Source organism: Catellatospora bangladeshensis, from assembly GCF_016862575.1.
Lineage (GTDB): Bacteria > Actinomycetota > Actinomycetes > Mycobacteriales > Micromonosporaceae > Catellatospora > Catellatospora bangladeshensis.
The window spans coordinates 135,725-148,382 of record NZ_BONF01000016.1 but is presented as its reverse complement, the minus strand read 5'-3'; the positions used below and the strand labels follow the sequence as shown (position 1 = coordinate 148,382).

The 12,658-nt window shown below is 72.5% G+C and carries 10 protein-coding genes; 8 read left to right on the top strand and 2 right to left on the bottom strand.

From position 1 onward, the window contains the following. Positions 1-6: 6 nt before the first annotated feature. From Cba03nite_RS15630 to Cba03nite_RS15610, 5 genes are all read left to right on the top strand, one after another. Positions 7-510: a protealysin inhibitor emfourin gene (locus tag Cba03nite_RS15630; RefSeq protein ID WP_203746398.1), complete on the top strand. Its 504-nt coding sequence runs from the start codon at positions 7-9 to the stop codon at positions 508-510. A 75-nt stretch (positions 511-585) separates the two neighbouring features. Beyond that, positions 586-2,223, top strand: a complete 1,638-nt coding sequence (locus Cba03nite_RS15625; protein WP_203746397.1) for a RecQ family ATP-dependent DNA helicase — start codon at positions 586-588, stop codon at positions 2,221-2,223. A 210-nt stretch (positions 2,224-2,433) separates the two neighbouring features. Continuing rightward, on the top strand, positions 2,434-4,644 hold the full coding sequence (locus tag Cba03nite_RS15620) for an MMPL family transporter (RefSeq protein ID WP_203746395.1): 2,211 nt from the start codon (positions 2,434-2,436) through the stop codon (positions 4,642-4,644). 8 nt (positions 4,645-4,652) lie between these two features. Continuing rightward, a complete protein-coding gene (locus tag Cba03nite_RS15615) occupies positions 4,653-5,336 on the top strand; it encodes an adenosylcobinamide amidohydrolase (RefSeq protein WP_239125768.1) in 684 nt (227 codons plus the stop codon). Between the two features lie 192 nt (positions 5,337-5,528). Next, positions 5,529-8,906 carry a 3-keto-alpha-glucoside-1,2-lyase-like domain-containing protein gene (locus Cba03nite_RS15610; RefSeq protein ID WP_203746393.1) on the top strand — a complete coding sequence of 1,126 codons (3,378 nt, stop codon included), beginning with the start codon at positions 5,529-5,531 and terminating at the stop codon, positions 8,904-8,906. A gap of 79 nt (positions 8,907-8,985) precedes the next feature. On the opposite strand, the gene Cba03nite_RS15605 is transcribed toward Cba03nite_RS15610, so the two are convergent. Beyond that, positions 8,986-10,227 (bottom strand): RNA polymerase sigma factor, encoded by a 1,242-nt coding sequence (locus tag Cba03nite_RS15605; RefSeq protein WP_203746392.1) that lies wholly within the window; start codon positions 10,225-10,227, stop codon positions 8,986-8,988. After that, entirely contained in the window at positions 10,224-10,610 is a 387-nt protein-coding gene (locus Cba03nite_RS15600) for a YciI family protein (RefSeq protein WP_239125783.1), read from the bottom strand. Before Cba03nite_RS15600 ends, Cba03nite_RS15605 begins: the two co-directional genes overlap by 4 nt. 241 nt (positions 10,611-10,851) lie before the next feature. On the opposite strand from Cba03nite_RS15600, the gene Cba03nite_RS15595 reads away from it, so the two are divergent. The 3 genes from Cba03nite_RS15595 (at position 10,852) to Cba03nite_RS15585 (ending at position 12,588) form a co-directional block, all read left to right on the top strand. Continuing rightward, positions 10,852-11,007: a hypothetical protein gene (locus Cba03nite_RS15595; RefSeq protein ID WP_203746390.1), complete on the top strand. Its 156-nt coding sequence runs from the start codon at positions 10,852-10,854 to the stop codon at positions 11,005-11,007. Next, the gene (locus Cba03nite_RS15590) at positions 11,007-12,134 is read left to right on the top strand and encodes a YeiH family protein (RefSeq protein WP_203746389.1); all 1,128 of its coding nucleotides are present in this window, start codon (positions 11,007-11,009) and stop codon (positions 12,132-12,134) included. The genes Cba03nite_RS15595 and Cba03nite_RS15590 overlap by 1 nt, the downstream gene beginning before the upstream one ends. A 115-nt stretch (positions 12,135-12,249) precedes the next feature. Further along, a complete protein-coding gene (locus Cba03nite_RS15585; protein ID WP_203746388.1) occupies positions 12,250-12,588 on the top strand; it encodes a nuclear transport factor 2 family protein in 339 nt (112 codons plus the stop codon). Positions 12,589-12,658: the final 70 nt, after the last annotated feature.

Genomic DNA, 12,658 nt, shown 5'->3' with positions numbered 1-12,658 from the left:
GCGTTCATGGCTAATGCAGTACCGAACTCATCCGCCGTCCGGACCGTGTTGCGCACGGCCGTGGTCGCGGCGCTGTTCCTGGTCGTCGCGGCGTGCACGGCGACGGGCGATCCCGGCGGCACGCCGTCCGTGGCGACGTCGGGCAGCGCGGTGATGCCGTCGGTGACGGTGGTCCGCACCGGCGGCATCGCGGGAGTCAACGACACCTTCATCGTCAACCCGGACGGGAGCTGGACGGTCACCGACAAGGCCGGGACCACGAAGTCCGGCAAGCTGAACGCCCAGCAGGCGCACGAGCTGCAGCGCCTGGCGACCGAGCCCGCGTTCGCCGCCGAGAGCAGGCAGCAGCGCGGCCAGACGAAGTGCGCGGACGCGTTCGCGTACAAGGTCACGGTGACCGGGGACGCCGGGCCGGTGCTGGTCTCGTTCAGCGACTGCCCCAGTGACGAAAATCTGCCACAGACCGCGATGGCCATCTCCGTGCTGGTCACCGGGGCTGCCAGCAACTGATCTTCATCCAGACGCGTCGAAGGACAGGGCGCGGAGGACGTTTGCGTGTCGCCCGAACTGGTTAGAGTCGCGGCGATGATGCTGCTATTCCGCTCCCTGCGCCTGCGCCGCGCCGCCCGTGACCACTTCGGCTGGAACCGGCTGCGTCCCGCGCAGCTGGACGCCATGCGCGCCCTGCTGCGCGGCCGCGACGCGCTGGTGGTGCTGCCCACCGGTGGCGGAAAGTCGGCCGTCTACCAGGTCACCGCGTCCCTCCTGAAGGGACCGACCGTGGTGATCTCCCCGCTGCTGGCCCTCCAGCACGACCAGATCGCCAACCTCAACGATCGCGGCAACCCGAAGCTGCGCGCGGTCCGGATCAGCTCCGCGGAGACCCCGGCCAAGCAGGCCGCCGCGCTGCAGGAGCTGCGCGACGGCACCGCCCGGTTCCTGTTCATCACCCCGGAGCAGCTCAGCTCGCCGGAGCGGCTGGCCGAGGTGAAGGCGCTGCGCCCGGCGCTGGTCGCGGTCGACGAGGCGCACTGCATCTCCTCGTGGGGCCACGACTTCCGCCCGGACTACCTGTCCATCGGGCACCTGATCCGCGGCCTGGGCCGCCCGCCGGTGGTGGCGCTGACCGCCACCGCGTCGCCGCCCATGCGCGACGACATCACCGCCCGGCTCGGCCTGCGCAAGCCGAAGATCGTGCTGACCGGCCTGGACCGGCCCAACCTGTTCCTGGAGGCCACGCACTGCCCCAGCGAGGACTACCGCTGGCGGCGGCTGCTGAAGCTGCTGGAGGAGGCCACCCCGCCCGGCATCGTGTACGTGCCGACCCGCCGCGCTGCCGAGGAGCTGGCCCAGCGGCTCACCGACGCCGGCTACGAGGCGATGGCGTACCACGGCGGCATGGCGGCGGGCGTGCGCGCCAAGGCGCACGAGGCGTTCCTGTCCGACCGGGTGCCGATCATGGTGGCGACGTCGGCCTTCGGCATGGGCATCGACAAGCCGAACATCCGGTTCGTGGTGCACATGGCGCTGCCCGACTCCCCCGACAGCTACCTGCAGGAGATCGGCCGCGCGGGCCGCGACGGCGAGCCCGCGCACGCGCTGCTGCTGCACCGCGCCGAGGACGTGGCGCTGCAGCGCTTCTTCAACGGCGGCGCGCCCGACCTGGCCGAGCTGCGCACCGTCGCGGCGGCCCTGCACAGCGGCCCGATCGGCAAGACCGCGCTGGCCAAGAACACCGGCTACGGCGCCCGCAAGCTCGCGGCATACGTCAGCCTGCTCGAACAGGTCGGCGCGGTGGCCACCGGCGCCAAGGGCGAGCTGAGCGTGCCGCGCTACGCGCCGCTGCCCGACCAGGCCGCCCGCGAGGCGCTGGCCGAGCACGGGCGCTACCAGGCGGGCCAGCGCTCGCGCACGGACATGATGCGCCGCTTCGCCGAGATGCGCGGCTGCCGCGTGCAGGCGCTGCTGGGCTACTTCGGCGAGCAGCTGAACAACCCCTGCAACCACTGCGACAGCTGTCACGAGGGCACCTCCGAGGTGGTCCCCGACGACGTGCCGTTCCCCCTGCACAGCACGGTCCGCCACGCGGGCTGGGGCATGGGCATGGTGCTCGGCTACGAGAAGGACCGGATGACGGTGCTGTTCGACGACGTGGGTTACAAGACCCTGTCGGTCGCGGTGGTCACCGCGCAGAACCTGCTCATCCCGGAGCAGCGTTCCTGAGCGGTCACTTCTTGCCGAACATCCACCGGATCGCGGCGACGATCAGGAGGATCCCGATCACGATGCCGAAGAGTCTGGTGAACACGTCCTCACTCGTCACCGGCCCAGCCTAGCGGCCGGGACCCGGGCGGCGGGCATTGCGTATCCGCGAGCGTCAGTGTTTCATGACCACGGCGCGCGGAGATCGCTCCGTCCGCCGGGGAGGGCGCGATGCTGGCACGGCTGGGCAGGGCGGCGGCACGCGGGCGATACGTCGTCTGCGCGATCTGGACGGTGCTCGCCCTGGCCGGGGCGGTGCTCGGCGGCTCGGTGTACGACCGCACCGAGTCACCCGACCAGCTGCGCCCCGACGCGCCCTCGACGCTGGCCCAGGCCCGCCTCGACGCGCTCGACCCCGAGGGCGAGACGGTCGTCGCGGTGATCGGCGGGCGCGACTTCCACGCCACCGCCCTGGTCGACAGCGCCACCCGGATCATGTTCGAGATCCGCGCCATCCCCGGCGTGGCGAAGGTGACCGACGCGTACACCGCGGGCTCCGGCATGATCGGCCCCGAGCGGCAGAACTCCCTCGCGGTGATCGAGCTGCAGCCGCAGCTGAGCGAAGACGAGGCGCAGGCCGTGGCCGAGCGGGTCGCCGCCGCGCTGCACCGCATCGACTCCCCCGAGATCGTCGTCGGCGGGAAGCTGCTGGCCGAGCGGGACTTCAACGACCAGGCCGTCGCCGACGCCGCGTTCGGCGAGTCGGTCGCGCTGGCCGTCCTGTGCGCGGCGCTGATCGTGATGCTGGGCGGGCTGGCCGCCGGGCTGCTGCCGCTGGGCGCCGCGCTGGCCGTGGTCGCGGGCACGCTGCTGGCGCTGACCGGGCTGGCCGGCACGATGCCGGTCAGCGAGTACACCGTCAACGTGGTGACGCTGCTGGGCCTCGGCCTCGCCGTGGACTACAGCCTGCTGATCGTGGCCCGGTTCCGCGAGGAGCGGGCCGCCGATCCCGGCGCGCCCGTGGACGAGCTGGTCGCCCGCACGGTCGCCACCGCGGGGCGCGCGGTGCTGGTGTCCGGGCTGGCCGTGGGCATCGCGCTGTCCGGGCTGTTCGTGTTCGCCGAGCCGCTGCTGGCCGCGATGGCGCTGGGCGGCGCGCTGGTGGTGGCCCTGGCCACCGCTGCGGGGCTGACGCTGGTGCCCGCGCTCGTCGCGATCGCGCACCGGCGCATCCCCGCGCCGGGCACGCGCACCTGGGTGTGGCGTCGCGCGGCGCGGCGCGAACCCGGGTTTCTGGCCCGATCCGCCCGGTACGCCCAGCGCCGTCCCGCCGTGGTCGCGCTCGCGGTCAGCGCCGGGCTGCTGGTCCTGGCCCTGCCCCTGCCGCACGCGAACCTGGCCGACTCCGACGCCCGCTCCCTGCCCGCGAGCAGCGAGGCTCGGCAGGCGTACGAGGTGGCCCAGCGCGACTTCGGCGGCAAGTACCCGCAGCCGGTGCCGGTGCTGATCGAGGCGCCCGCGACCGACCCTTCGACCGTCGCGCTGCTCGAACGGATGCGCGCCGTGCCGGGCGTGACCGATGTGGACGTGCGGGAGGGCGTACCCCCGCAGGCCACCGTCGCCGAGGTGGAGCTGCCCGGCGGAGCGTCGGGCCCGCAGGCTCAGCAGCTCGTCCGCGACCTGCGCGCGCTCGACCCGTCGCTCCTGGTCACCGGCCCCGCCGCGGAACTCGTCGACGCGAAGGACGCCACCGCCGCGCGGCTGCCGGTCGCGCTCGCCGTGGTCGTGCTCGCCACCGGGCTGCTGCTGTTCCTGCTCACCGGCTCGCTCGTGGTGCCGGTGAAGGCGCTGCTGATGAACCTGCTGACGCTGGCCGCGACGCTCGGTGTGCTGGTCGCGGTGTTCCAGTGGGGCTGGGGGGCGGACCTGCTCGGCTTCACCCCCTGGGGCGCGCTCGACCTGACCACACCGCTGCTGCTGTTCGTCTTCATCTTCGGCCTGTCCATGGACTACGAGGTCTTCCTGCTGGCCCGCATCCGCGAGGAGTGGCGGCGCGACGGCGACAACGACCGCGCGGTCCTCGCCGGGATCACCGCGACCGGCCCCGTCGTCACCGCCGCCGCCGTCTCCATCGGCATCGTCTTCCTGGGCTTCGCGCTCGGCGACCTGATCGCGGTCAAGGAGATCGGCGTCGGCATGGCGGTCGCGGTCCTGCTCGACGTCACGGTCGTCCGCGGCCTCCTCCTCCCCGCCCTCATGTCCCTCCTCGGCCGCGCCAACTGGTGGCCCACCCGGCCCCCGGCCGCGCCCCCGGCCGCAGCCGCGCCCGCGCCCGCGCCCGCGCCCGCGCCAAGATCGTCCGACTTGCCTGGCAAACGGGCGAAAGCGCGCTCAAGATTCGCCCAAGTGCCAGGCAAGTCGAACGATCAACGGGTGGGTTAGGGTCCCGTGTGACCTCGCTGCCTCGACTCGACGCGAACCTGCTGCGCCCCGACCTGGTCCGGCACGGGGACGGGGCGGCGGCGTCGCCCGCGCTGCTGTGGCGGGCCGGGGCGGGGTGGCGCATGATCTCCAGCGCGGTGCTCGGCGGCGGGCTGGGCGAGCGGGAGTGGGTGCTCAACGCGCAGGTCGGGCACGGATACACCCGGATGGATCCGGATCGGCACCTGGCGGAGATCGCGCGGGAGCACGGGCTGAGCGGGCCGGGGGTGGGCCTGATGACGGCCGCCCGGGTCGCGGAGGGCGCCCACGCGGACGACGGCGGGGCGGAGGCCGTGGTGACGGCCGGGATCGGGGTGTGCGGGTGGGCCGCCGACCCCGTCGCCGTGCCGCAGCAGGTCCTGGTGCCGGGGACGATCAACGTCATCGTGGCGGTGCCGGTGGCGCTGTCGGACGCGGCGCTGGTCAACGCCGTCGCCACGGCGACCGAGGCGAAAGTGCAGGCGCTGCGGGATGCGGGCTTCGACGCCTCGGGCACGCCCACCGACGCGGTGTGCGTCGCGGCGTGGCGGGCGGGTGAGCTGACAACGTTCGCCGGGCCGCGCTCCGAGTGGGGATCACGCCTGGCCAGGGCCGTGCATGCGGCGACCTACGAGGCCGCGGCGCGCTACCGCGACCGGCGACTTTCGCAGTAGCCTCAAGAACTTTTGCCGATCTGTTCAGAAGATATGGACAGCGCGATCGAAAGCATCTAATGTTCCGATCCACCGATGTTTCGGGTGCGTTAATCGTCGGCGTCGATTAGCACCCGCGCACGGACCGACGGTCACCGCGCGGGCAACGACCGCCGCGACCCGTCGGACACCCCCTCACCCCCGGGAGGAACGATGGGCAGACGACTGCTACGCCGGCTCCGCGGTCCCGTCCTTGCCACGCTGACCCTGGCCCTGGCCGGCGGCGTCTGGGCGGTCCCCGCCACGGCCGCGATACCCGCGCAGGAGCCCGGCGTCACGCTGCGCGTCTACGACCTGCAGGTGTCGCTGACCGAGCTGTGCACGCTCAAGGCCGCGCAGACCCCGAACGTCGACAAGCTCATGCCGACGGTCAACTGGACCACCGCCGCCGACTTCGGCTTCGAGGACCGCTTCCTCGCCCAGGTCATCGGCAACCTCAACATCACCACCGCCGGTTCGTACGCGTTCCGGCTCACCAGCGACGACGGCTCCGAGCTGAAGATCGACGGCGCGATGGTGATCGACCACGACGGGCTGCACGGCGCCACCGCCAAGGAGGGCGCGGTCACCCTGACCACCGGCTACCACGCCCTGAACGTCAACTTCTTCGAGGCGACCGGCGGCCAGCAGCTCACCCTGGAGTGGCGCCCGCCCGGCGCGAGCGCGTACACGCTGGTGCCGAACTCGGCGCTGAGCACCGACGCGGGTGTGGTGCGGGTGACCGCCCCCGGCCGCAAGGAGTGCGAGGGCGCGACCGACTCCCCCGGCGACGGGCTGCCGCTGACCGGCGTGCACCCCGGCTACACGCTGACCAACCTGCGGCCGGGCACGTTCCAGCCCAAGGTCACCGGTATGGACTGGCTGCCCGACGGCCGCCTGGTGATCTGCACCTGGGGCGGCAACGACCAGTCCGGCACGTCGCAGGCCGGTGAGGTGTACATCCTCGGCGGCACGGGCGGCACCGGCGGTCCGTCCGGCGTCACCACCAAGAAGATCGCCGGCAACCTCAAGGAGCCGATGGGCCTCAAGGTGGTCGACGGCGTCGTCTACGTGTCCGAGAAGCAGCGGCTCACCCAGCTGCTGGACACCAACGGCGACGAGGTGGCCGACCAGTACAACACCATCGCCACGTGGCCGTGGGGCCAGAACTTCCACGAGTTCGCGTTCGGCCTGCTCTACGCCGACGGGTTCTTCTACCTGAACCTGTCGGTGTCGATCAACTACGGCGGCGCGACCACCGTCCCGCAGCCCGCGGCCAACCGGGGCACCCACATCAAGGTGAACAGGGCGACCGGTGCGGTGTCCTACGTGGCCGGTGGCCTGCGTACGCCGCACGGCATCGGCTGGGGGCCGGAGAACGGCATCTTCGTCACCGACAACCAGGGCGGCTGGCTGCCCGCGTCCAAGCTGCTGCACATCAAGCAGGGCCGGTTCTTCAACCACTACACCACCCCGGCCGGGCAGTTCGACGCCAACCCGGTGACGCCGCCGGTGCTGTGGATGCCGCAGAACGAGATCGCCAACTCGCCGAGCACGCCGGTGCTGCTGCCCAGCGGCCCGTACGCGGGGCAGTTCGTGATCGGCGACGTGACGTACGGCGGCCTGCAGCGGGCGTACGTGGAGAAGGTCAACGGGGAGTACCAGGGCGCGCTGTTCCGGATGACGCAGGGCCTGGAGGCCGGTGTCTCCGAGGTGGCGCTCGGCCCCGACGGCGCGATCTACGTCGGCGGCCTGGGCGCGGGCGGCAACTGGGGCCAGTCCGGCAAGCTCACCTACGGCCTGCAGAAGCTCACCCCGAACGGCACCGCCGTGTTCGACATCCTCGCCATGCGGGCCACGGGGACCGGCTTCGAGCTGGAGTACACCCAGCCGCTGTCGAGCGCGACCGCGGCGAGCCTGCTGTCGAGCTACAAGGTCAAGCAGTGGCGCTACCAGCCCACCGCCGACTACGGCGGGCCGAAGATCGACGAGCAGACGCTGACGCCCAGCGCGGCGACCCTGTCCGCCGACGGCAAGAAGGTCACGCTCACCGTGCCGGGCCTGCTCGCGGGCCGGGTGGTGCACGTGCGCTCGCCGCGCCCGTTCACCTCGACCAGCGGGCAGTCGCTGTGGAGCACCGAGGCGTGGTACACGCTCAACGCCATCCCGGGGCAGACCCCGCCCCCGGCCGACGGCGTCTACCAGGCCGAGAACGCGGTCCGGGCGGGCACCGCCAGTGTCGCCACCGACCACCTCGGCTACACCGGCAGCGGCTTCGTGGCCGGCTACGGCAGCGTGGGCGCGAGCACCACGTTCACCGTGACCACCGGCACGGCCGGGGTGTACCAGGCGGCCCTGCGCTACTCCAACGGGCCGAACCCGTCCGCCATGGGCAAGACGGTCAGCCTGTACGTCAACGGCACCAAGCTGCGGCAGATCACCCTCGGCGCGACCCCGAACTGGGACACCTGGTCGGTGCACACCGAGAGCGTGGCGCTCAGCGCCGGGGCCAACACCATCGCGTACAAGGTGGACACCGGTGACGTCGGGCACGTCAACCTGGACGCGCTGAGCATCACCGGCGGCGCCGGAGCGATCGTCGGCACCGGCGGCAAGTGCCTCGACATCGACAACGCAGGGACGGCCGACGGCACCAAGATCCAGCTCTGGACCTGCAACGGCAGCAACGCCCAGCGCTGGGCGCGGGTCGGCAGCACGTTCCAGGCGCTGGGCAAGTGCCTCGACGTCGACAACGCGGGCACCGCCAACGGCACCAAGGTGCAGCTGTGGACCTGCAACGGCACCGGCTCGCAGGTCTGGCAGCCGCAGGCCGACGGCACCATCCTCAACCCGCAGTCGGGCAAGGTGCTCGACGCGCTGTCCGGCAGCTCCGCCGACGGCACCCAGATCCACATCTGGCAGGCCGCCGGGGTGCTCAGCCAGCGCTGGGCGGTCAGCGGCAGCGGGCAGCGCATCCAGCTGTTCGACGGCGACGACGTGGCCCTGTGGCAGACCACCGGCGGCGCGAACGCGACCTGGCCGTTCTCCGGCGGGTCGATGGAGTCGCTCGGCGGGGACATCCGTACCCGCCAGTCGTTCGGCGACTTCAAGCTGCACGTGGAGTGGCTTGAGCCGACCTACCCGAGCAACGTCACCGGGCAGGCGCGCGGCAACAGCGGCATCTACCTGGGCGACCGCTACGAGCTGCAGGTGCTCGACTCGTACGGCGACACCACGCTCGCCAACGACGAGGCGGGCTCGATCTACAGCCGCCGCGCGCCTGACCGCAACGCGGCCACCGCGCCGGAGACCTGGCAGTCCTACGACATCGTGTACCGGGCCGCCCGCTTCGACGGCTCCGGCAACAGGACCGCCGAGGCACGGGTCACCATCGTGTGGAACGGCTTCGTGGTCCACAACGACGTGACCATCGCCGGATCCACTGGCGGCGGTGCGGCCGAGAGCGCCGCTCCCGGCCCGATCCGCCTCCAGGACCACGGCGACGCGGGCGCCAACCCCCGCTTCCGCAACATCTGGCTCGAACCCCTCTGACCCACCGATCGCGGCGCCCGGCCCACCCGCCGGGCGCCGCCCCCTCCGCGCGGCGTTACGGCACGCGGCGCGCGGATGGTCAAAGGGCCGCCGCGCGGGCGTTGACGGAGGCGAGGTGGGTGGCGAGGTAGCGCAGTTCGGCGGGGCTGGGGCTGGCGTGCAGGGCCACGGTGAAGGCCGCGGCGGCGGCGGGGAGGTCGCCGGAGAGTTCGAGGAGGTGGCCGCGGACGGCGGCGACGCGGTGGTGGCCGGGCAGGCGCTCGGCGACGGTGTCGAGCAGCGCCAGGCCGGCGGCGGGGCCGTGGACCATGGCCAGGGCGACGGCGCGGTTGAGGGTCACCATCGGGTTGTCCTGCAGGCGGTCCAGGACGCCGTAGAGGGCGAGGATCTGCGGCCAGTCGGTGTCCTCGGGGCGGGCGGCCTCGTCGTGCAGCGCGGCCACGGCGGCCTGTAGCTGGTACGGCCCGACGGCGTGCCGCCGCAGGGTGGCGCCGAGCAGGGCGGCGCCCTCGGCGATCAGCTCGCCGTCCCAGCGGGAGCGGTCCTGTTCGGGCAGTGGGATCAGCTCGCCGTGCGGGCCGGTGCGGGCGTCCCGGCGAGCGTCGGTGAGCAGCATCAGCGCGAGCAGCCCGGCGGTCTCGGCGTCGTCGGGCAGCAGCCGGTGCAGCATCCGGGTGAGCCGGATCGCCTCCCGGGACAGGTCGGGCCGCACGAGGTCGTCGGCGGTGCTGCTCGCGTACCCCTCGTTGAAGATCAGATAGAGGACGTGCCGCACGCCCTCGACGCGGGCCCGCCACTGCTCCGGCTCGGGCATGGCGAAGGCCGCGCCGGAGGCGTGGACGCGCTGCTTGGCGCGGCTGATGCGCTGCGCCATGGTCGCCTCCGGCACCAGGAACGCGTGCGCGATCTCGGCCGTGGACAGGCCGCCGACGGCGCGCAGCGTCAGCGCGATCGCCGACGGCGCGGTGAGGGCGGGGTGCCCGCACAGGAACAGCAGCCGCAGCGAGTCGTCGGCGCCGGTGTCCGGCTCGTCGGCGGCACCGGCCACGTCGCGCGGGTCCAGCGACATCGCCGTCTCCTCCCGGCGGCGGCGGGCGTCGTCGGCCCGCCAGATGTTGATCAGGCGGCGCGCGGCGACCTGGATCAGCCAGGCCCGGGGGTGTTCCGGCACGCCCTCGCCCGGCCACTGCTGCGCGGCCGCCAGCAGCGCCTCCTGCACCGCGTCCTCGGCGCTGTCGAAGTCGCGGTAGCGCCGCACGACCGCGCCGAGGACCTGCGGCGCGAGTTCCCGCAGCAGGTCCCCGAGCGCGGCGGGCGTCACGCGTCGGCCGAGGGGGCGCCGACGATCGGGCGGACCTCGATCGGGATGTTCAGCGGCGCGCCACCCGCGCCCGGTGCGGCCGACGCGTGCGCGGCGATCGCGTACGCCCGCTCGGCCGAGTCCACGTCGACGATCCAGAAGCCGATCAGGAACTCCTTGGCCTCGGGGAACGGCCCGTCGGTGACCACCGGCGCGCCCGCCTGCCCGGCCCGCACGATCCGGGCCTGGTCGGGGAAGGTGAGGCCCTCGTTGAACACCATCTCGCCCGCGGCGCGCAGCTCGGCGTCGAAGGCGTGCTGGAACTCGATGTGCGCCTTGACGTCCTCGGGCGACCAGCTCTCGATCCCGGCGGAGGTGTCGGCGGGCGTGTGCATCATCAGCATGTACTTCACGGTCGGGCTCCTCGTCTCCGGCGGCGCCGTCGTGCGCCGCTCTCGTCAGGTGGTCACATCCGCCGGGCCGTTCTCGACATGTCTCACGGAAAAATATCGCGGAATCTCGTCGCGACCGCCCCACGACCTCGTTGACCAGCATTGAGCTGGGGAAATTCCATTCTCGACTAATCCTACCGGCGTTGTATAGAATGAACGGCGTCGCCGCCCCCTCGCCCGAAAGGCGTACGCCATGAGTGACCTGACCCCGCAGCGCACCCCGTCCGGCCCCAGCGTCCCCCGCGCCCTGCGCGCCGCCCTCAGCGAGGACTGGCTCGCCACCGCCGTCGGCCTGCTGCTGCTCGCCCTCGTCCTGACCGGGGTCATCCCGACGGGCCTGGTGCCCTGATGGTCGCCACCACCCCCGACGTCACCTCCGCGCCGCCCGCCGAGCGGCCCGCCCGCACCTGGCCGTGGCTGCTGCTCGGCGTGTTCATCGTGCTGCTGCTGGGCTCCGCGGCCCGCTGGCTGGAGGACGTGATCCCCGCCGCGGCCAAGGGCACCAGCCTGGAGAAGGTCGCCGCCGCGGTCGAGTACCCGATCTACGCCATCGCGCTCGGCCTGATCGGCAACGTGATCGTGTACTACACCGGCCTGCGCGAGCGTATCGCCGACGCCGTACGCACCGAGTTCTTCATCAAGACCGGCCTGGTGCTGCTCGGCGCGTCGATCAACCTGAGCCTCATCGTCAAGGCGGCCGGGCCCGCGATCCTGCAGGCCCTGCTGCTGATCAGCAGCGTCTTCCTGATCGCGTGGTGGCTCGGCGGGCTGCTCGGCCTCGACGAGAAGCTGCGCGCGCTGCTGTCGGCGGCCGTGTCGATCTGCGGGGTCAGCGCCGCCATCGCCGCGGCGGGGGCCGTGCGGGCACGGCGCGAGCAGCTCGCGTACGCCGCCAGCCTGGTCATCATCTTCGCGCTGCCGTCGATCTTCCTGCTGCCGTGGCTGGCCGACCTGCTCGGGCTCAGCCCCGCCGTCGCCGGCGCCTGGATCGGCGGCAACATCGACACCACCGCCGCGGTGACCGCCGCGGGCGCGCTGGCCGGCGAGCAGACGCTGCAGATCGCCACCATCGTCAAGGCCACCCAGAACGCGCTCATCGGCATCGTCGCCGTCGCCCTCACCGCGTACTTCGCGTTCAAGGTCGAGAAGACCGAGGACGCCGAGCGGCCGGGCCTGCGGCAGCTGTGGGACCGGTTCCCGAAGTTCGTGCTCGGCTTCATCGCCGCGTCGGCCATCGGCACCTGGTTCGTCGGCACGGTCAGCGCGGCCGAGGCGAAGGCGACCATCGGCGTCGTCAACGACCTGCGCACCTGGTTCCTGATCCTGGCGTTCGTCAGCATCGGCCTGCAGCTGCGGGTCAGCGCGCTGCGCGAGGCGGGCTGGCGGCCGGTCGCCGTGTTCGGCGGAGCCGCCGTCGCCAACCTGGCCATCGGCCTCGGCCTGGCCGCCCTCCTCTTCACCGGCTTCACCGTCTGATCCCTTTCGTGATCGTCCGACTTGCCTGGCACCTGGGCGTATCTTGAGCGTGGATTCGCCCATGTGCCAGGCAGGTCGGACGGTCTTGCGGGGTCGCGGGGCTTATCGTCGGCCGATGGACGTGCGAGCGCTGATCAGCGCCTTCAACGACGCCTGGAACGGGCACGATCTCGAGCACGCGCTCGATCTGTGTACCGCGGATGTGGTCTTCGAGAGCACGAACCCCGCGCCGGACGGGCGGCGGTTCGAGGGCCGCGACGAGGTCCGGGAGGCATGGCGGCCGGTGTTCGAGCAGCTGGAAGGGCGGTTCGACGTCGAGGAGCTGACCGTGGCCGGGGACCTGGTGGTGCAGCGGTGGCGTTATGACTGGGGCAGCGGGCACGTGCGCGGCGTCGACGTCATCCGGGCCCGGGACGGGCGGGTCGCCGAGAAGCTCTCCTACGTCAAGGGTTGACGCGCTTGCACTTTCGGGGAAACTGCAGCTCCGGTGGCTCGGTGGCGTGCAGTTTCCCCGAAAGTGCGTC